The sequence below is a fragment of the Marinomonas phycocola genome, assembly GCF_047525455.1.
Taxonomy (GTDB): domain Bacteria; phylum Pseudomonadota; class Gammaproteobacteria; order Pseudomonadales; family Marinomonadaceae; genus Marinomonas.
Map to the genome: position 1 here is coordinate 203,491 of NZ_JBLIXL010000003.1, position 22,574 is coordinate 226,064.

General features: G+C 38.8%; 24 protein-coding genes. 22 read left to right on the forward strand and 2 right to left on the reverse strand.

Annotated elements, in window-relative coordinates:
* Positions 1-31 precede the first annotated feature (31 nt).
* From flhA to ACMUMJ_RS04005, 13 genes are all read left to right on the forward strand, one after another.
* Positions 32-2,164 carry a flagellar biosynthesis protein FlhA gene (gene flhA, locus ACMUMJ_RS03945; RefSeq protein ID WP_414677532.1) on the forward strand — a complete coding sequence of 711 codons (2,133 nt, stop codon included), beginning with the start codon at positions 32-34 and terminating at the stop codon, positions 2,162-2,164.
* Positions 2,165-2,262: 98 nt separating this feature from the next.
* Positions 2,263-3,588 (forward strand): flagellar biosynthesis GTPase FlhF, encoded by a 1,326-nt coding sequence (gene flhF, locus ACMUMJ_RS03950; protein ID WP_414677491.1) that lies wholly within the window; start codon positions 2,263-2,265, stop codon positions 3,586-3,588.
* Positions 3,589-3,686: 98 nt separating this feature from the next.
* Entirely contained in the window at positions 3,687-4,421 is a 735-nt protein-coding gene (locus tag ACMUMJ_RS03955; protein WP_414677492.1) for an RNA polymerase sigma factor FliA, read from the forward strand.
* Between the two features lie 55 nt (positions 4,422-4,476).
* Positions 4,477-4,857: a chemotaxis response regulator CheY gene (locus ACMUMJ_RS03960; protein ID WP_206696858.1), complete on the forward strand. Its 381-nt coding sequence runs from the start codon at positions 4,477-4,479 to the stop codon at positions 4,855-4,857.
* A 9-nt stretch (positions 4,858-4,866) separates the two neighbouring features.
* Positions 4,867-5,667, forward strand: coding sequence for a protein phosphatase CheZ (locus ACMUMJ_RS03965; RefSeq protein WP_414677493.1), 801 nt, complete (start codon positions 4,867-4,869; stop codon positions 5,665-5,667).
* 11 nt (positions 5,668-5,678) lie between these two features.
* Positions 5,679-7,916 (forward strand): chemotaxis protein CheA, encoded by a 2,238-nt coding sequence (locus tag ACMUMJ_RS03970; protein ID WP_414677494.1) that lies wholly within the window; start codon positions 5,679-5,681, stop codon positions 7,914-7,916.
* Between the two features lie 28 nt (positions 7,917-7,944).
* Entirely contained in the window at positions 7,945-9,009 is a 1,065-nt protein-coding gene (gene cheB, locus ACMUMJ_RS03975; protein ID WP_414677495.1) for a protein-glutamate methylesterase/protein-glutamine glutaminase, read from the forward strand.
* Positions 9,010-9,011: 2 nt separating this feature from the next.
* The gene (locus tag ACMUMJ_RS03980) at positions 9,012-9,749 is read left to right on the forward strand and encodes a MotA/TolQ/ExbB proton channel family protein (RefSeq protein ID WP_414677496.1); all 738 of its coding nucleotides are present in this window, start codon (positions 9,012-9,014) and stop codon (positions 9,747-9,749) included.
* Entirely contained in the window at positions 9,742-10,572 is an 831-nt protein-coding gene (locus ACMUMJ_RS03985; protein WP_414677497.1) for a flagellar motor protein MotB, read from the forward strand. Before ACMUMJ_RS03980 ends, ACMUMJ_RS03985 begins: the two co-directional genes overlap by 8 nt.
* Positions 10,573-10,643: 71 nt before the next feature.
* Positions 10,644-11,417 carry a ParA family protein gene (locus tag ACMUMJ_RS03990; RefSeq protein WP_414677498.1) on the forward strand — a complete coding sequence of 258 codons (774 nt, stop codon included), beginning with the start codon at positions 10,644-10,646 and terminating at the stop codon, positions 11,415-11,417.
* Between the two features lie 2 nt (positions 11,418-11,419).
* Positions 11,420-12,670, forward strand: coding sequence for a chemotaxis protein CheW (locus ACMUMJ_RS03995; RefSeq protein ID WP_414677499.1), 1,251 nt, complete (start codon positions 11,420-11,422; stop codon positions 12,668-12,670).
* Between the two features lie 32 nt (positions 12,671-12,702).
* Complete coding sequence (locus ACMUMJ_RS04000; protein WP_414677500.1) at positions 12,703-13,191, forward strand: chemotaxis protein CheW; 489 nt, start codon at positions 12,703-12,705, stop codon at positions 13,189-13,191.
* A gap of 20 nt (positions 13,192-13,211) precedes the next feature.
* Positions 13,212-13,622 carry a DUF2802 domain-containing protein gene (locus ACMUMJ_RS04005; RefSeq protein ID WP_414677501.1) on the forward strand — a complete coding sequence of 137 codons (411 nt, stop codon included), beginning with the start codon at positions 13,212-13,214 and terminating at the stop codon, positions 13,620-13,622.
* Here ACMUMJ_RS04005 and ACMUMJ_RS04010 read toward each other — a convergent pair.
* Together ACMUMJ_RS04010 and ACMUMJ_RS04015 are read right to left on the reverse strand one after the other, a co-directional pair.
* On the reverse strand, positions 13,619-13,858 hold the full coding sequence (locus tag ACMUMJ_RS04010; protein ID WP_414677502.1) for an EscU/YscU/HrcU family type III secretion system export apparatus switch protein: 240 nt from the start codon (positions 13,856-13,858) through the stop codon (positions 13,619-13,621). The two genes, ACMUMJ_RS04005 and ACMUMJ_RS04010, sit on opposite strands and share 4 nt — an antisense overlap.
* A complete protein-coding gene (locus ACMUMJ_RS04015) occupies positions 13,858-15,732 on the reverse strand; it encodes a flagellar hook-length control protein FliK (protein WP_414677503.1) in 1,875 nt (624 codons plus the stop codon). Before ACMUMJ_RS04015 ends, ACMUMJ_RS04010 begins: the two co-directional genes overlap by 1 nt.
* A gap of 125 nt (positions 15,733-15,857) precedes the next feature.
* Between ACMUMJ_RS04015 and ccmA the strand changes: the two genes are divergently transcribed.
* The 9 genes from ccmA to ACMUMJ_RS04060 are packed head-to-tail and all read left to right on the forward strand — an operon-like array spanning position 15,858 to position 22,542.
* Complete coding sequence (gene ccmA, locus ACMUMJ_RS04020) at positions 15,858-16,475, forward strand: cytochrome c biogenesis heme-transporting ATPase CcmA (RefSeq protein ID WP_414677504.1); 618 nt, start codon at positions 15,858-15,860, stop codon at positions 16,473-16,475.
* Complete coding sequence (gene ccmB, locus ACMUMJ_RS04025; protein WP_414677505.1) at positions 16,472-17,134, forward strand: heme exporter protein CcmB; 663 nt, start codon at positions 16,472-16,474, stop codon at positions 17,132-17,134. Before ccmA ends, ccmB begins: the two co-directional genes overlap by 4 nt.
* The gene (locus ACMUMJ_RS04030; RefSeq protein WP_414677506.1) at positions 17,134-17,880 is read left to right on the forward strand and encodes a heme ABC transporter permease; all 747 of its coding nucleotides are present in this window, start codon (positions 17,134-17,136) and stop codon (positions 17,878-17,880) included. The genes ccmB and ACMUMJ_RS04030 overlap by 1 nt, the downstream gene beginning before the upstream one ends.
* Positions 17,870-18,046 (forward strand): heme exporter protein CcmD, encoded by a 177-nt coding sequence (gene ccmD / locus ACMUMJ_RS04035; protein WP_414677507.1) that lies wholly within the window; start codon positions 17,870-17,872, stop codon positions 18,044-18,046. The genes ACMUMJ_RS04030 and ccmD overlap by 11 nt, the downstream gene beginning before the upstream one ends.
* Positions 18,046-18,501, forward strand: coding sequence for a cytochrome c maturation protein CcmE (gene ccmE / locus ACMUMJ_RS04040; RefSeq protein WP_414677508.1), 456 nt, complete (start codon positions 18,046-18,048; stop codon positions 18,499-18,501). The genes ccmD and ccmE overlap by 1 nt, the downstream gene beginning before the upstream one ends.
* Positions 18,502-18,513: 12 nt before the next feature.
* Positions 18,514-20,457 carry a heme lyase CcmF/NrfE family subunit gene (locus ACMUMJ_RS04045; RefSeq protein WP_414677509.1) on the forward strand — a complete coding sequence of 648 codons (1,944 nt, stop codon included), beginning with the start codon at positions 18,514-18,516 and terminating at the stop codon, positions 20,455-20,457.
* Entirely contained in the window at positions 20,454-20,963 is a 510-nt protein-coding gene (locus tag ACMUMJ_RS04050) for a DsbE family thiol:disulfide interchange protein (RefSeq protein WP_414677510.1), read from the forward strand. The genes ACMUMJ_RS04045 and ACMUMJ_RS04050 overlap by 4 nt, the downstream gene beginning before the upstream one ends.
* A complete protein-coding gene (locus tag ACMUMJ_RS04055; RefSeq protein WP_414677511.1) occupies positions 20,960-21,373 on the forward strand; it encodes a cytochrome c-type biogenesis protein in 414 nt (137 codons plus the stop codon). The genes ACMUMJ_RS04050 and ACMUMJ_RS04055 overlap by 4 nt, the downstream gene beginning before the upstream one ends.
* Entirely contained in the window at positions 21,373-22,542 is a 1,170-nt protein-coding gene (locus ACMUMJ_RS04060) for a tetratricopeptide repeat protein (RefSeq protein WP_414677512.1), read from the forward strand. Before ACMUMJ_RS04055 ends, ACMUMJ_RS04060 begins: the two co-directional genes overlap by 1 nt.
* Positions 22,543-22,574: the final 32 nt, after the last annotated feature.

Consider the following 22,574-nt stretch of genomic DNA (forward strand, 5'->3'; position numbering starts at 1 on the left):
TTTTAATATTAAGGTGTTTTGCTAAGTGGAAGTGAATCGGCAGGAAGTGTTAGGACGTGTAAGAAGTGTTGTAACAGGGCACTTAGGGGTGCCGTTCTTATTGTTGGCTTTATTGGCAATGATGATACTCCCTATACCTGCATTTCTCTTGGACGTATTGTTTACGTTTAATATTGCATTAGCAATTGTTGTCTTGTTGGTCGCTATTTATTCGATGAGACCACTAGACTTCGCTGTTTTTCCTACAGTTCTTCTTGTTTCCACCTTGATGCGTTTGGCTTTGAATGTTGCTTCTACACGTGTTGTACTTTTGTATGGCCACGAAGGCGGTGATGCTGCAGGTAAGGTGATTGAGGCCTTTGGTGAAGTCGTTATTGGTGGTAATTACGTTGTTGGTTTTGTTGTGTTTGCCATTTTAATGATTATTAATTTTGCTGTAGTAACTAAAGGTGCTGGCCGGATATCGGAAGTAAGTGCGCGATTTGTTTTAGATGCTATGCCAGGAAAGCAGATGGCAATAGATGCTGATTTAAATGCAGGAATGATCGACCCAAACGAAGCCACTGCACGCCGAAAAGAAATTGCTTCAGAGGCTGAATTTTATGGATCTATGGATGGAGCCAGTAAGTTTGTAAAAGGTGATGCGATCGCTGGGTTGATGATATTAGGGATAAATATTGTTGGAGGTTTAGCAATCGGCATGTCGCAACATGATTTGTCGTTTGCTGAGGCTGTTGAGTTATATTCTCTGCTGACTATTGGTGATGGATTGGTTGCTCAACTCCCTTCTCTCATGTTGTCTACTGCCGCTGCAGTTATGGTTACGCGTGTTAATGAAACTGGGGATATGGGGGATCAAGTCTTTGGGCAAATGTTTGGTTCGTCTAAGGCTTTGTATGTTGCTGCTTTAATTCTTACTGTGATGGGCCTTGTCCCCGGAATGCCTCATTTCTCGTTTTTATCTCTGGCGCTTGCTGTAGGTGGGTTGGGGTATTTTCTTGATCATCGAAAAAAAGAAAAAGCCAATCCAAAGGCCGGAACAAAAGCGGGCGCGAATTCTGTTCCAGCCAAACCTGGAGACCCTGCTGCACCAGCACCTGAAGTAAAGGATTTAAGTTGGGAAGATGTTGCTCCAGTTGATATGTTGGGTTTAGAGGTTGGCTATAGGTTAATTCCTCTGGTAGATAAGTCTCAGGGTGGTGAGCTGTTAGCAAGAATTAAAGGCGTTAGAAGGAAGTTGTCTCAAGATTTAGGTTTTTTGGTTCCTAGTGTTCATATAAGAGATAATTTGGATTTAATGCCTAATGTCTACCGAGTTACTTTAATGGGGGTTAGCTTGGCTGAAGCTGAGGTACACCCAGATAAAGATTTGGCAATAGATCCTGGTCAGGTGTTTGGTCGAATAGATGGTATTCCCGGAAAAGATCCTTCATTTGGTTTGGATGCAGTTTGGATTGATACAAAAAAAAGGGATCAAGCTCAGACCTTTGGTTATACAGTGGTCGATGTGAGTACAGTTGTAGCCACTCATATTAATCAAATTATGCATAAGCATGCTTATGAATTGATTGGGCATGATGAAGTTCAGCAGTTGCTAGGATTGTTAAAACAGCATAATCCTAAACTTGCTGAAGAGTTAGTTCCTAATACTGTGCCTGTTAGTGTTCTACTAAAAGTATTGCAAAATCTATTGGTAGAAGGTGTTCCTTTGAGGGACATGAGGACGATTGCTGAGTCTATTATGGGGGTTCAGCCCAAAACGATGGATCCTATGATTCTTACTTCCGCGGTTAGGATGTCCTTGTCTCGATTGATTATTCAAACGCTTGCTGATGGTGTTGAAGAGGTTCCTGTTTTGACGTTAGAGCCTCAATTGGAAAAAATGTTAATGCAGACGGTTCAGCAAAGTCAGCAAGCTGGAGTGAAAAATGAAGAAGCTTTAATATTGGAGCCTTCTATGGCGGAACAGCTACAGACGTCATTAAGACAATCTGCAGAACAACAAGAGGCTATGGGGAATACGCCAATTCTGATTGTGTCAGCACCAATTAGGCCTATGTTGGCGCGGTTTATGCGATATGGATCAATAAGTATGGCTGTGTTGTCATATCAAGAAGTGCCTGATCATAAGAGAATTACAGTGGTTGGAGTTATTGGACAATAAAATCATCTGGTTGAAGTTATTTTTCATCTGTATTTATCTAAATCTTTCGGGTAAGCTATGGATTTGTAAGTAAAATTACCCAAAGGAATTGACAGTTCATGCAGATAAGACGGTTCCGTGCACCTGATATGCGTCAAGCAATACGGAAAGTTCGTGATGCTGTTGGCCCGGATGCCGTAATTTTGTCTAACCAGCGTCTTCCAAGTGGGGAGATCGAAATTGTTGCTGCTCTTGATTATGACGGTAGCATGCCTACTAATATGGCCTCGATTCCTGTTGATCATGGCGCTAGTAACACTCCGAAAGCGTCATATGAAAATAAAGTTTCTATTTCCAATAGGGCGCCAGTTCAAGAAGAACAAGCAAGTTTGACCTATAAGCAACGGATTGAGAGCGCTAGGCAATATTCTAATGTTGAGCCGGCAGTTCAACAAAAAGAGGATGCACCGTTTTCTGCAGTAGATGATGGTTCCCCAAAAATTGAAGAAGCTCTTTCTGTCGCAAACTCAGCTAAAGATCAAAAATTTAAAGAAATGGAGAAAGAGCTTCAAGAAGTAAAAGCATTTCTGCAAAATCAAAAGAATCGCCAAGCTGCTGAGCCTGAAACTACTCAAAACCAGAAAATCCCAGCTTTAGTGAAAGTTCAAGAAAAGCTAAAAGGACTCGGAATCTCTGATCAAGTATCATCAAGATTGCTGGATGATATTGATTTACTAGGCAGAGAAGATGATTGGAATAGAGTACTCGCGCATTTAGCTGATCATATTCCAACAAGAGTGAAGACAAGTGAGTTGTTAGGCTGCATTGCTTTTATGGGGCCTACAGGTGTTGGGAAGACAACAACTATTGGTAAAATCGCGGCACAGCATGTTCTAAAATACGGTAGTGATAGTGTTGTGTTAGTTACTACGGATACTTACAGGATTGCTGCGCACGAGCAGCTGAGAACGTTTGGGAGAATATTAGGCGTCCCTGTTGTTGTTGTTAATGAATATTCTGATTTGAATGATGTGTTGGATAAGTATGCAGATTATTCATTGGTTCTGGTTGATACTGCTGGTATGAATCCAAGAGATAGGAATCTTGAGCGTCAGCTGTTAATGATTAACCGCGCTAGGGCAAATTTGAAAAAATTGTTGGTTTTACCTTGTACTAGCCAACGACAAGTATTGAAAACAGTAGTCGATGTGTACTCTGAGGTTAGATTGGATGGCTGTGTATTAAGTAAGCTTGATGAGTCTGCATCTCTAGGAGAGGCGATCAGTGTTGTTGTTGAAGAGAACCTTCCAGTAGTGTATGTTGCTGATGGTCAAAGAATTCCTGATGATATTCAGCCTGCGAGATCTCATAATTTGGTGAGTCGAGCTGTTTATGTTGCAGAGCAATATAGTCATCTTTATAGCTCTCTTAAGTATGGTAGTTAGTAATTTTATGTTACTTTTCGACTATCTTGGTCATCTATGTAGTAATGTTTACATGGTGCCTTTAACTGAAAAATTACTAGGTTGTTTTTTTATTGTTTATGCAGACTAAGATCGGCTATGACGCCTACTCAAAAAATGCGCATCTAACGATTGATACTATTGTTAATCAATATGGTTTTCTAGTTAAGAAAATTGCTTATCACTTACTAGCGAGAATGCCGAGTAGTGTTGAAGTAGATGACTTGATTCAGGCTGGCATGATGGGCTTGTTAGAGGCTCATAAACGTTTTGAGTCAAATAAAGGTGCAAGCTTTGAAACTTATGCTGGTATTCGTATTCGTGGCTTCATTATGGATGAGGTTAGGAAAAGCGATTGGGCCCCGAGATCTGTAAGAAAAAATGGTCGAGCAGTAGCGAGTGCAATTAATTCATTAGAGTCTACTCTTGGTAGAGAAGCAACAGATATGGAAGTTGCAAATTTCATGGGCGTTGGGCTTGATGAATATCATGATATGCTACAGTCTTCAATGTCGAGTCAATTGTTTAGCTTTGAGGAACTGTTAGATTCTGATGGTTTAAATTTCGAAAGTGGAACTGAGAATGTATCTAATCCATTAGAGAGTGTTGAAAATCAAGATTTTCAACACTCTCTGGTTGAGGCAATTGATTCTTTGCCTGAAAGGGAGAAGTTAGTATTATCTTTGTATTACAATGAAGAAATGAATTTAAAAGAAATTGGTGCTGTTTTAGGTGTAAGTGAATCTCGAGTAAGTCAAATTCATAGTCAAGCTGCTATGAGGTTGAAGGTCAAATTGATTGATTGGCGAGAATAATTTTTGAGTTTTGAAATACTACCTTTGGGTTGTGGAGGTTGAATTGGATAAAAATATGAAAATCCTAATTGTTGATGATTTTTCAACAATGAGAAGGATAATAAAAAATCTTTTACGAGATTTAGGCTTTACAAATACAGTTGAAGCCGATGATGGAACAACGGCTTTGCCAATTTTACAAGCAGGATCAATCGATTTTCTTGTGACTGATTGGAATATGCCCGGAATGACTGGTATTGAATTACTTCGAGCTGTTCGCGCAGATGATAAGCTCAAAACGATACCTGTATTGATGGTAACGGCTGAGGCAAAGCGAGATCAGATTATTTCTGCTGCCCAAGCAGGCGTTAATGGTTATGTAGTTAAGCCTTTTACTGCTGTCGCATTGAAAGAGAAAATTGAGAAAATTTTCGAACGTATAGATGCTGGAAAGTAGGAGTTGAGAATGTCTGATAAGTCCGATTCTAGTTTGGATGATTTTGAAGTAACTGTGAAAAATGGTGCCATGGATTTACTTAATAGTATTGAAATTGGGGATTTTTCGAGCGCTATTCAAATAATTCAAGAGTTAAGTGAGGCTAGACATAAGAGCTTTTATAACGAAGTTGGTAACTTAACTCGTAGTTTACATAATGCCATTAAAGACTTTAAAGTTGATTCTGTTGATGCAGCTAACGCTGAGCTGACAGATGATTCTGATGAAGAGAATGGTTCTAAAATTACAGATGCTTCTGATCGATTGAACTATGTCGTTGAGATGACAAGTAATGCTGCGAATAAAACTATGGATATGGTGGACAGCAGTGTCCCTGTTGCAAGTGAACTACAGAAACAAGCTAAAGAGCTAAGAAAGGACTGGGGACGTTTAATACAAAGAGATCTTTCGCCAGAGGAATTTCGTCAGTTATATAAAAGAATTGATGTATTTCTTTCGTATGCAGATGATAGCGCAACGACTTTGCATACTAACCTAAACACAATTTTACTTGAGCAAGGTTATCAAGACTTAACAGGTCAAGTTATCACTAAAGTAAATGAACTAATTCGCGATGTTGAAGAGCAACTTGTTCACTTAGTAGCCGTTGCTGGTCGGGTCGATAGTATTTCAGGAATGGAACACGAACTAATAGTAAAAGAAGATGATGACTCTCGTGGACATGGTCCGGCCATCAAAAATGATAACAATCCAGAAGTATTGAATAGTCAAGACGAAGTAGATGACTTGCTTTCAAGTCTTGGTTTCTAAAGGAGCTGAGGATGAGTTTCGAAGTCGATGAAGAAATTCTTCAAGATTTTTTAGTTGAAGCTGGGGAGATCCTAGAACAGCTTTCTGAACAATTAGTAGATTTAGAGCAAAACCCAGAAGATAAGCCGTTGTTAAACGCTATCTTTAGAGGGTTTCATACTGTAAAGGGTGGTGCTGGATTTTTGCAGCTAACCCCTCTAGTCGATTGCTGTCATTATGCTGAAAATGTTTTTGATATTCTTAGGAATGGCCAAAGAGAGGTAACATCTGAATTAATGGATGTTGTTCTTCAAGCGCTTGATGCTGTTAATGAAATGTTTGATGCAGTTCGAGCTGGTGTTGAACCGGAGAAAGCTGATCCCGAAATTATAACGGCTCTTAGTCGATATGCCTCCCCACCTTCTGAAGATGAAGGCATTGAAGACGCTGATGAGATTGAAGAAGTTGAAGATGAAATTAGCACTGATAGTGTTGATGACGCGGCTGAATCTCCTTCAGAAGACTCAGTTGATATAACTGACGATGAGTTTGAGTCATTGTTAAGCGCATTAGGATCAACATCTGATGACTCTGATTCAAGTGACTCTGCTTCTTCGTCTGATGAAATAACTGAAGATGAGTTTGAATCACTATTAGATCAACTTCATGGGTCTAGTGCTGATGTCAAAGACGACCCAACTGTTAGTGATGCTCCTCAGACGGATGATATAACCGAAGAAGAATTTGAGCAGCTTCTTGACACTTTACATGGCGACGCTTCTGTAGATAAGAATAATTCTAGTATTAAAGAATCAGATAATGCTACAACAGAAAATGTTGATATAAATTCTTCTGATGAAAATGAAACGTCTAATTTAATTACAGACGATGAATTTGAAAATTTACTAGACTCTCTTCATGGAAAAGGCAAGGGGCCAATTGAAGGTAGTGATAGTGAACCTGCTAAAGAACCTTCTCCTAAAGCTAAAGCTAAAGCTAAACCTAAATCGACAGAAAAACCTAAGCCTGCCTCAAAGCCTGTAGCTAAAGTAGAGTCTGAAGAGTCTCCAGCAAAAGAAAAAGCAAGTGCTCCAGTTGTTCAAGAAACAACAGTACGAGTAGATACTAAGCGACTTGATGACATCATGAACATGGTTGGAGAACTTGTTTTAGTTCGAAACCGTTTGGTTCGGTTAGGATTGCAAAGTGACGATGAGTCAATGGGAAAGGCTGTTTCTAATTTAGACGTTGTTACGGGCGACTTGCAGAATGCCGTAATGAAAACGAGAATGCAGCCGATCAAAAAAGTGTTTGGTCGATTCCCTCGTGTCGTTCGAGATCTTGCTAGGAACATGAAGAAAGAGGTTAACCTTGAGCTTCGTGGTGAAGATACAGATTTAGATAAAAACTTAGTTGAAGCCCTTGCTGATCCATTGGTGCATTTGGTTAGAAACTCTGTTGACCATGGTGTTGAAGGTCCTGATGTAAGGGAAGCAAACGGCAAGCCACGTATGGGGCATGTAATTCTTGCTGCTGAACAGGAGGGCGACCATATACTATTATCTATAGAAGATGATGGTGCTGGAATGGACGCTGATAAGCTGAGAGAAAAAGCGGTTGAAAAAGGATTGATGGATGCTGATGCGGCTGAAAGACTTTCAGACAATGAAGCCTTTAACTTGATTTTTGCACCTGGTTTCTCTACAAAAGTCGAGATTACTGATGTATCTGGCCGTGGCGTTGGAATGGATGTTGTAAAAACAAAAATTTCTCAGCTTAATGGTACATTAGATATTAAATCTGTTTTAGGTAAAGGTTCTCGTTTTAGTATTAAAGTGCCTTTAACTTTAGCAATTATGCCGACATTAATGGTAATGCTTGAAGATCAAGCGTTTGCGTTCCCTCTGGTAAGTGTCAATGAAATTTTCCATTTAAACTTGAAGAAAACGAATGTTGTTAATGGTCAACAGGTTGTTGTTATTAGAGGTAAAACTTTACCAATTTTCCATATGAAAAATTGGTTGGTTAAGGGAAAAGCTAATGATGATGCACCGGAAGATGCGCATGTTGTTGTTGTTCAAGTAGGTATTAATGCAGTCGGTTTTGTTGTTGATCAGCTTGTTGGTCAAGAAGAGGTTGTCATTAAACCGCTTGGTAGAATGCTCCAAGGTACTGCTGGGATGGCTGGAGCAACAATAACTGGTGATGGGCGTATTGCGTTAATTCTTGATGTACCTAGCATGCTCAAAAATTATGCTTCGACGCACTAAGTAGTAAAAAGGTTTTAGGAGTGGCTTTATGCCAGTGAAAGTACTTGTTGTTGATGATTCTGGCTTTTTTAGACGACGTTTAGTTGAAATTTTCGAATCAGATCCTCGTCTGAAGGTGATTGGAACGGCAACAAATGGACAAGAGGCAGTAGATAAAGTGCAGTCTCTGAAGCCGGATGTTGTAACAATGGATTACGAAATGCCAGTTCTTGATGGTATTTCTGCTGTAGCAAACATAATGAAGTTGCGCCCAACTCCTGTATTGATGTTTTCTTCTTTGACTCATGAAGGTGCTAGAGTCACTCTTGACGCTCTTGAAGCTGGTGCTGTCGATTTCATGCCTAAAAATTTCGAAGATATTTCTCGAGATTCCACGATTGTTAAAAGGTCATTAGTTGAACGTGTTCTAACTGTCTCGCGAACGAAAGTGATGTTAGGGGAGAAACCAGTCTTTACTGCAGCCCCTAAGAAGGTTGCCGCGCCTATTGTAACTTCGAGAGGCGTAATTATTCCACGATCGAGGAAAAAAATAGGTTTGGTTGCTATAGGTACTTCTACTGGCGGTCCTATGGCTCTTCAAAATGTATTGACAAAGTTACCAGCAGGAATGGCTGCGCCAATTGTTATTGTTCAGCATATGCCTGCTGCTTTTACCGGTGCATTTGCTGAGCGGCTAAATCAAATTTGTCAAATTACGGTGAAAGAAGCTTGTGACGGAGATAAGTTACTTCCAGGAGTAGCGCTGGTTGCTCCTGGAGGTAAGCAAATGATGATTGACTCTCGTAATGGTGGGTGTGTTCGCATCTTAGATGGCGATGAAAGATTGAATTATAAACCTTCTGTTGATGTTACATTTGGTTCGGCTTCTAAGTGTTATCCTGGTAAGGTTCTATCAGTTATTATGACTGGAATGGGGATGGATGGCCGTGAAGGTGCGCGTATGTTAAGAAATTCTGGCTCAAAAGTCTGGTCACAAAGTGAAAATACTTGTGTTATATATGGCATGCCTATGGCGGTTGAGAAAGCGAACTTAGCTGATGATGTGATTGACTTGGATGATATTGGCTATCGTATAGCCAAAGAGGTTGGTTAATATTGGATTTTCTTACCTTAGCTGGATTAATTATAGCATTTACATCCGTATTTCTGGCTAATTGGCTTGGTGGTGGTGAAGTTGTTTTGCTGCTGAATATGCCATCTGCAATTATTGTTATTGTTGGTAGTGTTGGGGCTTCTTTAATACAGAGTAGTCTTGTTGATGCTCTTAGGTCTCTAGGGATGCTTAAATGGACACTCTTTCCTCCTCTGTTTAACTTGTCTAATGCACGACAGTCTGTTTTTTTATTGGCGGTCAAGGCTCGCAAAAGCTCTCTTGTGTCTCTCGATGGTGATATCGGCCTATTAAATAGCGCATTGGCAACAAGAGCATTGCAAATGGTTCTCGATGGAGCAGAAGCCGATGATGTATACGATAGAATGCATGATGAGGCGGTTCGTTTACGGAAAAAGAGAGAATCGGCCATTGAATTTTTAGAATCTATAGGTGGGTATGCGCCAACATTAGGGATTATGGGTTCTGTTCTTGGCTTAATTCAAGCTATGGCCAATCTAGATAGCCCCGAAGCTCTTGGTTATGGTATTGCTGTTGCTTTTGTATCGACATTGTATGGTCAAGGCTTTTCGAATCTAGTGATTTTTCCTTTGGCTAAGAAAATTACTCATCATGCAGATACTGAACTGCTATACAATCAGTTGTTGATAGATGGAGTGTATGGTATTGCTATAGGCAAGCATCCACAACGATTAGATCTTGAGCTTAGTGGTTATGAATAAAATGCCGCCAAAGACATCTAGGAATAAAAGAGAAACTTTCTCTTCTAGCAAAAATAATAATGCATCAAAAGACCGTTGGATTCTTTCATACGCGGATTTTATAACACTTCTCTTTGCTTTTTTTGTTGCCTTGTATTCGATCGCAATTCAAAATGCAGGTAATGAGAAGCTGATTAGCGATACATTAGAAGGGGTTTTTGACGCTGTTCAAAAATCAGTTAAGCCAATATCTATAGGTGAGCCAACAACAAATGAACTACAATCTGATTCATTACTTGAAATCGATCCTGCCGAATCTGAAGAAGTTGAAGAGCCAAAGATTAATGCACCTGACTCTTCATCTCAACTCTTTGATCAATTAAGTCTGTTAGTCGAAAACCAGCTAGATGAATATAATTCAACAGGTTTAATTAGCTTATCTGAAGATCAACGCTGGATAAATGTTGATTTAAAATCTGGGTTATTATTTGGTGCAGGAGAATACGAGCTAACGAATGATGCTGTGGCAATACTTATTCCTGTTACTTCTTTATTGAAACAGTTTCAATATCCTATTATTGTTGAAGGTCATACTGACGACTTAGTTATTAACTCTTCAAAATATACAACTAACTGGCATTTGTCATCTGAAAGGGCATCTTCTGTAGTCGATGAAATGATCTTTCGAGGAATGACTCCTGAATTAATTGCGCCAATAGGGTTTTCAAATCATCAGCCGCAAGTTAGAAATACAAATGAATTTGCAAGAGAGCAAAATAGACGCGTTACTTTAAGAATTAGCAAAGTTAATGGCGAAAGCGTTTACGATCTATTGTTTAAATAGTTTATTGCTGTTTATGATTATAGAATGATATTAATTAAAGTAAAAAACAGGTAATAATTTAGGGGTCAACTGTGCATATCTGGGCGATAGCGAATCAAAAAGGAGGAGTGGGCAAAACCACAACTGTCGTTTCTTTAGCTGGCTTGTTGGCCGATGATGGTTATAAAGTTTTGATGGTTGATCTGGACCCTCATGGTTCACTAACTAGCTACTTTCGTTTTGATCCAGATACTATCGAGCATAGTGTTTATGATTTGTTTCAAGTTCAAGGTAAAGTTACTCAAAGCCTCACGAAAAACCTTGTTTTAGATACAGGTCATCCTAATTTATCGCTGTTACCATCTTCAACGGCTTTAGCAACATTGGAGCGTCATGCTCAAGCACAAGGTGGAATGGGGTTAGTGGTATCAAAAACACTTGCTATTTTATGGGAGGATTATGATTATGTCTTAATAGACAGCCCTCCTGTGTTAGGTGTATTAATGATCAATGCTTTGGCCGCTTGTCAGCAATTGATTATTCCTGTTCAAACAGAGTTTCTTGCTATTAAAGGTCTTGAGAGAATGGTTAGAACTTTAACGATGATTAATCGAGCGAGAAAAAAGCCTGTTCCTTACATTATTGTCCCTACTCTTTTTGATCGTCGTACACAGGCCTCAAACAAAAGCTTAAGAAACTTAAAGGATACATATGACGATATTGTTTGGCATTCGGTGATCCCTATTGATACTAAGCTACGTGACGCAAGTACCGCAGGTATTGCCCCTTCTGCTTTAGATAGTAATGCTCGAGGGATTAAAGCTTATTCAAGTCTAATTGAAACACTGAAAAAGCCGGCGAATTGATCATGACAAAATTTAAGCCAACAGATGAGAGTGAGTTAATAGGGCCTCAATTAGCGGTTCAACGCTATTTGGACGAATTGTTGCAAGAAGCCACGATTGCTCATTCAAATGAATTGACAGATGATGATAGTGAAGAGCTGTTAAATGGTAGTGTAATTGATGTATCTGTTGATTCCAATGAGTCAGGTATTAATGATGAAGAGTTAGACGATAGTACTCTATCACTTGGTGATGTGAATACTAAAGATCAGCAAGCGATTATCGATTCTAGTGATGTATTAGATCCTCAAACGCTTTCAAATGCAGAGAATGATGAGTATAACTTTGACGCTTTAGATAATGTATTTGCTGATTTTGAAGACGCTGTACAACATGAGAGTTTATTGAATGATGTCATTATTAATGGCACAGACTTGGATGCAATAAATAATAATGACGTACTTGATGATAGTATAGAAACTGATGATGCGTTTGATGTCGATGATGCTCTTGTAGAAGACTTTGAAAAAGTTATTGAGTCTGATGAAATTGCAGTTGATAAATCAAAGACTGACGGCATAACATCTGATGAAGTTGATGAAGTTGATGAAGTTGATGAAGTTGATGAAGTTGATGAAGTTGATGAAGTTGATGAAGTTGATGAGCCGCTTAATAACGCTTCTCAAGAAAATACGGTTGTTATTGCTAAACGAAATAAATCTATCATTAAGTCTGATTTAGATGACTTAATGTCTGATGATTTGAAAATAGAAAACACAGCACCAGTCGTTTCTAAAACAGACCCTTTACCTTGGGCTAAAGGCCGCTTTGAGTGCCTTTTATTTAAAGTTGGTGGCTTGAAAATGGCTGTTCCCTTGGTTGAATTAGGTGGTATTCAAAAGGCTGATAAATCAAATGTTACTCCTTTATTTGGTCAGCCTAAGTGGTTTTTGGGTGTTTCTAGTGTACATAAAATGCATATTAGAACGGTTGATACTGCCTTGTGGGTTATGCCTGACCATTACAAAGGTGACTTAAAAGATCACTTTAAGTTTGTAATTCAATTGGATCGTTCTGACTGGGGGCTGGCGTGTGAAGTGGTTGCTGAAGCGATTAGTTTAGAGCCATCTGCTGTAAAGTGGCGCTCAGATCGTACGAAAAGACCTTGGTTAGCAGGAACTGTGATAGAGCATATGTGTGCTATTCTTGATGTTCAGGGGTTTATTGAGTTACTAGACGATCCAAAAAACGGTTTTAAAGCCCATTTGAAATAGCATTTATATATAGAAATGCTGGAGGTTTATATATGTCCTTAACAACAACTAGAGTTGAGCAAGTAAACGAAGACCCAATTCTTCAGTGGGTTACATTTCGTCTAGAAGACGAAATTTATGGCATCAATGTCATGCAAGTAAAAGAAGTTTTACGTTATTCTGAAATTGCTCCTGTTCCTGGAGCGCCTTCTTATGTATTGGGGATTATTAACCTTAGAGGCAGTGTTGTAACGGTAATGGATACTTGTCAGCGCTTTTCATTGCCAACGGGTGAGATTACAGACTCAACTCGTATTATGATTTTAGAAGTGGAAGGACATGTAATTGGCATATTAGTGGATGCTGTATCTGAGGTGGTATATCTACGGCAATCTGAAGTTGAGCCTTCTCCCAATGTTGGTAATGATGAGTCGTCGAGATTTATTCAAGGTGTTTGCCATAAGAATGATACATTACTTATCTTAGTTGATTTGGATAAACTTTTATCTGAAGAAGAATGGCTAGAAGTGTCTTCAATGTAGGTTAAGGTTGTTATCATTTCATGGAATCTCAATGGTTATTTAACCTGCTTTTGGTTATTCAGTTTTTAGCTTTGATAGGGCTGAGTGTATGGTTTTACTCGTTATCAAGAAAATTGAAGCGTCTTACTAAAAGCCAATTTGATGCAGATCAAAATCAAAAAAAACAAGTGCAAGTTTTAGCCTCTGGTTCAATTGGGATGGGAAGGCGTTTGGTTGCAATTGAAAAAAAGTTAAATATTGCTGTTGAAAGACAATCAGAAATTCTCTCTAAGGAAGGTAATGTCTCTTATAATCGTGCTATGGAATTGTTAGAGCTTGGTGCAACAGTGGATGATTTGGTATCAAAGTGTGGCTTAATTAGGGCCGAAGCAGAGTTAATTAGTTTGTTACACAAAGAATCTCGTCGCCCATCAGATCAACGATTTAACTAATTTTTAAGTTGGTGGGCAAAAGCAATAATTTCAGCGACGGCAAGATAAAGTGTTTCTGGTATTTCGTCTCCTAACTCTAAAGTCCCTAGCATTTCTACTAGTTCGGGACTTTTATGCAGAAGAACCCCGTTTTCTTCTGCAACATCCATTATTCTTTGAGCCATAAACCCAGTGCCTTTTGCGGTTAACTTTGGGGCACTTTGGAAGTCATATTGTAATGCGACAGCCTTTTTCATTATGTTCTCACATCGATTAATCTGTTTGTGATTTTGGGTTTTTGCTCACTTTTTAATGGCGCGCAAAAACAATCTAGTTTTTCTATTTCAATATCTTTGTTTTTTAACCTCTCCTTTATATCACTTAATTGAGAGCGTATTTTCAACTCTGTGTTTTTGTCTTCAGCAACAAAAATAATACCCACCTTATTTTCTTGAATGCTTAAGCGAGCTTCAATTTTTCCAGTTTCTGGGAAGTCAAACTTGAGTTTTACCAACCAACGGCGTTTCTCATTATTAGATTGATTCTTGTCTTTTTCTTCTCGATCAATTTCGAATTGAACGTATGAACTAGTGGGGCCGTGTTTAATGGGAATTTCAATTTGCAGCGGCAATATCTGGGTTTCATTACGTGCTGTATCAACTAAATGTTTTAATTGGTTCGTTGTTATTCGTTCAATAGCTTTTTCAACTAGCTCCAACTGAGGGGGCAATCGAGTGTTATTTGTTTCAGAAACCGCTGCTTGAAGCTTTAAAAGACTGAGTTTTATGTCTTTATCTATTGAGGTTGATGTATTTTCTTTGGCGAGGTTATTCTCTAAAAACAAGCCACTTTGCTGGAACGTCTGTTTTAAAGCGTCAGGCGTTGTTGTTATTGTGCTTAAATTTGGGATATTTGCTATAAGCTTGAGAAGAGTCTGTTGTAATTTATCAGAACCAAGTTGGTTTGACTGTGACAGCGTCTCTAGCTGTTTGATGAATTGAGTCATTTCTTGAAGATTTAATTGTTTTGGTAAACTTACCTTTAACCCTTCATCAATAGGGAATGATTTAGGCGTTGTTGTTTCTTTAGGCAGTAGTTGCAGCTGTCCTTTGTTATCAATTATTACAGGTATTGTTGAGCCTATTTCTGGTTTATGTCGAGTTTGAATTGTGAAGGTTTCGATACCATCAGACACTTCTACGAAATAGTTTGGTGTTGGTGTTGCACGATTTAGGGATTGATTTATTTGTTGAGTATTTGTTGAGGGTAAATTTTTATTTTGAGGGTCTAATGTCTTTTGTCCATCCGCTATGTGCTCTCTAGACACGTTATTTGATGTTAAAGGACGGGGTTGTTTAGAATAAGTATCGGCATTTACTGTACTTGGTGATAGGAGTGAAGTTGCAGGGCTGCGGTTGCTGTCAGTGTTGTTAGTATTAGTTGTAATAGACAAAACAGTTAAAGGGATGGCTTTAGAAATAATAGTAACAGGCAGCTTGATGTATTCGTTTGATCGGTTGCTAGATAATAGTAATGAGCTGTTTTGAACTTTATCATGATTATTCTGATGGGTTGTGGGCTGCGTATTATTTGCTGTAGGTGTTGCTACCTGACTGTGTGTGTTTTGGGTGTTTATTAGACTGTTTTCGAGTTTAGGGCGCACAGCGAGAGTGTTTTTAATTTTGTCTGATAGTAAGTCTATGCTTTGTGTATTGGCTATTTTCTGTTCTGATGATTGGCTAGAGGGTGACGGTGGTGTGTTATTGCTCTTAGTTATATTTTCTGATGTTTTAAGTGCTTGAGTTGAGATATTCAGTGTTGCACTCTGTTGACTTTTATTGAATTGCAACTCGATTTTATCTCCACTTTGAACGCTGACTTTATCTTGCGTATTAACTAAGCTGAAGTTTTTATTGGATGACGTACTTACGTCAAGTATCTGGGCTGGTTTTTGCTGAAATATTACATCTCTAGTGCTATTTATTTGGATAGACTCTAAGCTTGCTATTAGTTTTAGTTCACTGGACAGTTTCGCTAACGTCCCTGTTAGTGCTTTGGTTGCTTGTCCTTGCTGACTGTTAAGGGTGGCTACTGTTGGTGAAGAAGTAAGCTTATTTATATCAAACATCATTTAATCGACCTTCATAAGTCGCTACTTTGTCGTTATTCTCGAATCTTTCTTTTATAATAGCGAGGTTTTCAACATTAGTGAAAGCACCTTGTTAAATACCTTGTCGGCAATAAAAGGCAAATCTTTTGCATTCTTCTACTTCTTTAAAAATTTCTAACCTTTGGATTGAGCGTGGTGAAAGGTATCTTTGTAAGAATATATCTTTTTCTTTGTTTGGTGGTGACATAGCAAAAATTAATGGTGAAAATGGTGCTGGTAAAAGTACTCTTCTAAAAATAATTGTAGGGATATTGCGTCCTTTAGAAGGGAGTATTCATTATAATGGTGAGGATGTCAGCGTTTATCGTGATATGTTGCAAAAAGATTTATTGTATATAGGACATCACTCTGGCGTGAAATCTGTCTTTTCTGTTTCTGAAAACTTGAGATGGTACTTTCCTAAAGCAAGTGATGATGAAATCTCAAATGCATTGGATGCAGTATCATTATCTGGTTATGAAGAAACGCCGTCAAGCCAGCTGTCCGCAGGGCAAAAGCGTCGAATTTCGTTAGCAAGACTTTGGTTATCGAATAAGCCTTTATGGTTGCTCGATGAGCCTTTTACTGCTCTAGATGTAAAAGGGGGCGCGGCTCTTGAACAGCGTATGAAGACACACATAAATCGCAATGGAATTATCATGCTGACGACACATCAAGACATTGATCCTTCTCTTAATCTAAAAGAGATTAATTTATCCCTATGACGTACGTGTCTTTTATCAAAGGTGAGTTCCTTACTTTATTACGCAGGAAGCAAGATACCGTTAATGCTCTAGTCTTCTTTTTGATGGTAGTTACGTTATTCCCATTGGGCGTTAGTCCTTCACCTGATTTTCTAAGTGTTGCTGCCGGTGGTATTATTTGGTGTGCTGCTTCTTTGGCGATACTCATGTCTGTTGAGAGTATGTTTAAGGAAGATTTTAACGATGGATGCTTGGAACAATGGTTAGTAAGTGGTTTATCGTTACCATTACTTATTCTATTAAAAACGCTCATACATTGGTTAATTGTCGTGGTGCCTTTATTGGTTATGGCTCCTTTATTGTCAGAAATGCTTTTTTTACCAAGTGAAATGTTAATGGTGTTGCTCTTAACCTTGATCTTAGGCACACCTGCACTTTTTTTAATTGGTACAATAGGTTCTGCCTTGACGGTTTCTTTACGACATGGTGCCGTACTTATGTTATTAATTATTATACCATTCTATCTACCAATTATTATTTTTTCGACAGGGGCAATTCGTGCTGCTCAAAATGGCATGTTATATGATGGACAAATAGCCATACTGGCAGCAATCTCTTTAATTTTTTTGGTTGTTTCGCCTGTTATGTCTGCAATTTCGATAAAAGCGAGTGTAAGTTAATGAATTGGACTTGGTTTCATAAACTAGGGTCTCCTAAATGGTTCTTTCAATTCTCATCACGTTGGGCTCTGATTTCATTTTGGAGTGGTGTGGTTTTGTTGCTGGTTGGTGTTGTCTGGGGGCTTGGCTTTGCTCCTGAAGACTACCAGCAAGGAAATAGCTTTAGAATTATCTACATACATGTCCCTGCTGCCATTTTAGCTCAGTCTTGTTATTTAGGTTTGGGGGTTGCTGGTTTTGTCTTTTTAGTTTGGCAAATGAAAATGGCACCTATATTCATTAAATCCATTGCGCCTTTAGGTGCGCTAGCGGCAATGATTGCCTTGATATCAGGCGCAATATGGGGCAAACCTACTTGGGGAACTTGGTGGGTTTGGGATGCCCGTTTAACATCCGTACTAGTCTTGTTTTTACTCTATATGGGCGTAATAGCGATTCAAAACAGCTTAGAAGATAAGGTTCTTGCGGATAAAGCCGTTGCTGTTATTAGTATTGTGGGACTAATTAATTTACCGATTATTAAATATTCGGTCGAGTGGTGGAATACGTTACATCAGCCTGCCACATTTAAATTGACCGAAGCACCTGCTATGCCTATGGAAATGTGGTTACCGTTGCTTATCTCAAGTTTGGGTTTGTATTTATTTATTGCAGGATTGGCCATGTTGCGAATGGCAACTGAAGTACTAAACCGTGAACGTCGCACTGGTTGGGTTAAAGATGAGGTATTGAAGAATGGCGTTTGACTCTTTTTCTGAGTTTCTTCAAATGGGGCGACATGGGTTTTATGTTTGGTCAACATATGGCATCAGTACATTGTTTTTAGTCGCTATCGCACTGCAGACATGGCATCAGCAAAAAAAAATGAAAAAACAGTTAGTTAAACGATTTATGAGAGAGCAGGATAAATAATGCATCCAGTTAGGAAAAAGCGAATATTAGTAATCAGTAGTATTATCATTGTATTAAGTTTGGCGCTGGCATTGGTTATGTACGCTTTACAACAAAATATCAATTTATTTTACTCTCCAACACAGATTGCCTCAGGTGAAGCTCCAGAAGGAGTTATTTTGAGGGCCGGGGGAATGGTCGTCGAAGGCAGTGTTCATCGAGATAACAAAACATTAGCGGTTTCTTTTGATGTCACAGATTTTGGTGAAAAAGTAAGAATTGAATATAAAGGGATTCTTCCCGATTTATTTAGAGAAGGGCAAGGTATCGTTGCTCAAGGTAAATTAAACTCAGAAGGTACTTTAATTGCTTCAGAGGTATTAGCGAAGCACGACGAAGAGTATATGCCTCCTGAAATTGCTGAAGCGCTTGAAAAATCAAAACTTAATTCAGCTTCATCCAACACGTCGTATTGATTGGTATTTTACATGTTTCCTGAAATTGGTCACTTCTCTCTCATTCTGTCTTTGTTTTTTGCTGTTGCTCTGTCTATTTTGCCTATGTATGGTTATTGGCAACGCAACTTGACATTATTAGAACTTGCTCGCCCTTTAACATTTGTTATGACGGCTCTTGTCAGTGTAAGTTTTATCATCCTTGCCTATTCTTTTGCTATTGATGACTTTTCAGTTCTTTATGTTAGTCAGAATTCCAACAGCCTTTTACCCATTTGGTTTAAAATCAGCGCTGTATGGGGAGGGCACGAAGGGTCTTTGCTTCTATGGGTATTGATCTTATGCGGTTGGACCTGCGCTGTAGCAATTAAAGGACATGCTCTACCAATTGATGTTCGGTCCTTGGTCTTGTCTGTGCTCGGTCTCGTTACTACAGGGTTTATTGCTTTTCTTTTATTTACTTCGTCTCCTTTTATACGGCTTTTACCCGAAGCACCATTAGAAGGTGGAGATTTAAATCCTCTGCTACAAGATATTGGTTTAATTATTCACCCTCCAATGTTGTATATGGGATACGTTGGTTTTTCTGTTGCTTTCGCTTTTGCTATTACCGCACTGATTACTGGTAATTTAAATGCCTCTTGGGCTCGTTGGGCTAGGCCCTGGACGTCTGTATCATGGGCATTTTTAACCATCGGCATCACGCTAGGTAGTTGGTGGGCGTATTATGAACTTGGCTGGGGGGGGTGGTGGTTTTGGGACCCAGTAGAGAATGCCTCTTTTATGCCGTGGTTAGCGGGTACCGCATTAATTCACTCTCTTGCGATAACTGAAAAACGAGGTGTTTTTAAAAGTTGGACTGTTTTATTAGCAATTTTTACGTTCTGTTTAAGTTTGTTGGGAACATTTCTAGTTCGCTCGGGTGTTTTGACATCCGTTCATGCTTTTGCTGCAGACCCAACTCGTGGTGTATTCATACTTGTATTACTGCTTCTTATTGTTGGTAGCAGTTTATTACTGTATGCGATGAAAGCGTCTGAAGTGAAATCAAAAGTGTCTTTTGGCGTCACTGGAAGGGAAGCATGGTTGCTCTTGAATAACATTATGCTCACCATCATGACTCTTACTGTTTTGCTGGGCACACTTTATCCTTTGATCATTGATGCGTTGGGTTTAGGAAAAATTTCTGTTGGCGCACCTTACTTTAACAGCGTATTTTCTCCAATGGCATTATTGCTTATGGTCTTTATGGCAATTGGACCACTGTCAAAATGGCACAATACGCCAGCTAGTGAATTGATTCGAAAGTTGTCTGTTCCTGCTGTGGTGTCTCTTGCTGTCGGTGCTTTTTTAGTGTTTTTATACGATTTTGGTGTTATGGCTTGGGTAAGTCTGAGTGTTGCTACGTGGGTCGCAGTTCTAACTTTTTACGATTGGTTTGCAAAAGTTAGCTCTGGTTCTAAAGGTATTATTCCACGAGCAAGGATGTTGCCGCGTAATTATTATGGAATGTTATTAGCTCATATTGGTATGGCTATTTCTCTAGTGGGAGTGTTATTTGTTAGTGTTAGTAGTGAAGAGCAGATGGTTAGAATGACTAAAGGAGATGTCAGTATGCTCTCAGGGTATGAATTTCGTTTTGACGGTGTTCAACATTTCCAAGGGCCTAATTACGTAGCGGATCAAGGTCAAATAGCCATTTCGAAAAATGGTGGTTTTGTTGCTCATTTAACACCTGAAAAACGTTTTTATGATACTCGAGGGCAAGTCATGACTGAAGCGTCTATTGATAATGGTTTGTTTAGAGATTTATACATTTCTTTAGGAGAAGACCTTGGTAACGGTGCATGGGGTATTCGAATTCATGTAAAGCCTTTTGTTCGTTGGATCTGGCTTGGTGGGATTTTAATGATGCTTGGCGGTCTTCTTTCGGCAATGGATAAACGGTATAAAAAAGTGTCGGGGGCAAGAATATGAAAAAGTTGCTGGTTTTTCTTCCTCTTTTTATTTTTGCCATTCTGGCAGGCATTTTCTTTTTGCAACTTGGTAAAGACACTCAGTATATGCCGTCTGCTTTGATAGATAAACCGCTGCCAAATGTGGCATTGGTTAATTTAGAAACCAATCAAATTGTTAAAAACAACGGGTTGCCAAAAGGCCCCTATCTTATTAATTTCTGGGGAACTTGGTGTCCTGCTTGTAGTATTGAGCATGATTATCTTATGGCACTATCTGAGCAAAATGTTCCAATTGTTGGAATTGATTATAAAGATGAGACGGACGCTGCCATAAAATGGTTGCAAGATAGAGGCAACCCATACACTCACGTACTTTTAGATGAATTGGGTAATTTTGGTGTAGATATGGGGGTCACTGGTGCTCCTGAAACCTTTGTAGTGGACTCTAAAGGCATTGTTGTCTATCGACATCAAGGAGTTGTTGATGCCACCGTCTGGAAAACGATGAAGGAGTACTTTAAATGAAAAGTGTTTTACTTTTTTGTGTTATCACATTTTTTTCTTCTTATTCTTTTGCTGAAGCAGAGGCTATTCTAAAGTTTCACTCTACTGTCGATGAAACTCGTTATAACGCGTTGATTGAAGAGTTACGATGCCCAAAATGCCAAAATCAAAATTTAGCAGATTCCAATGCAGGTATAGCGATCGATCTTCGAAATCAAGTCTATTCAATGATTAATCAAGAACTGAGTGATAAAGAAATTGTTGATTATATGGTTGCTCGTTATGGGGAGTTTGTTCTTTATAAACCCGCTAATAACGCAGGTACTTTTTTATTGTGGTATGGGCCTCTGATTTTATTGATTATTGGGCTATGCGCATTTGTTTTAGTCATCCGTAGTAATCATAAATTACAAAGAAAAGGAAACGAGTGATGTTTGGTTGGTTATTTATGACGGCGATTCTAATGTGCGTCATTTTATATACATATCGCTCTGTTATCGGTATCACACAAAAAAACGATAATGAATTTTCTACTAGTTTTTCAATGATACGTCGTAAGGAGATAGAGGACGAAGTGGCATTTGGCCGTATAAATGAGCTGGAAGCACGGCAGCTAATTAATGATTTAAAGTTAGAAGAAACAAACAAAATTGGCGAAGACCGATATTTTCCAAATAATAGAACAACTCAGTTGGCACTTACTTTATTTCTGGTAGTGACTGTTCTTGGCAGTGTTACTCTCTATGAAAACTTAGGGTTTCCAAAAGAAGTTACGTTCGCGAATGAGGTATCAACTCAGTCTGTAACATCAGAAAAGCTGTCTAAGTTTTTATTGTTTCGAGCAAATAAGTACGATAAAGCAGAGGATTGGTATTTTGTTGCACAGGATTATTTAAGTCAACAAAACTACAATGAAGCATTGCCTGCTTTTCAGCGTGCGTTAGACAAAATGCCTGATGATATTGATAATAAAGTAAGAGTGTCTGTTGAATACGCGCAAGCAATATTTTATTCGAATGGTCAGAAAGTCAATGATAAAATGAATAAGCTGGTCGATGATGTCTTATTGCTAGACCCGAACCAAGCAATGGCATTAGGTCTAAAGGGGATTGCTGAATTTGATAATGAAAATTATCGTGATGCCGTTGTTGTATGGCAAAAAGCCATTACTGTAGGCAAAAATATGAGGGAAAGGTCTGCTTTATTAGAGGGAATTAGTAAAGCGAGGGAAGTAGGTAACATTTCAGAATCTGATGTACCTAGTTTGGTTCAAAAGCGACTTACAATTAAGATTGATACAAGTAACATACAGTCGATTGATCCTCAAAGTATTTTTTTGGTGTATGCTAAACTTCCAAGTCAACCTATGCCTATTGCCATTAAACGACTTACGCCAAATGAAATTGTTGATGTGATTGAGTTAACGAATTTGGATAATTTAATGCCAGGGACGACGTTAGCTGATGCAGATAAGGTGGATGTTATTGTAAAACTTTCAAAGTTAACTGACACTGATTTAACTCAAGGCAAGGTCGTTGGTTCAAAAGAAGGGGTTTTAGTAGATAAAGCGGACCTTTTAATCATTCCTGTAACGTTATAATTGAATCTAAGGCTACATAGTTTGATAATATG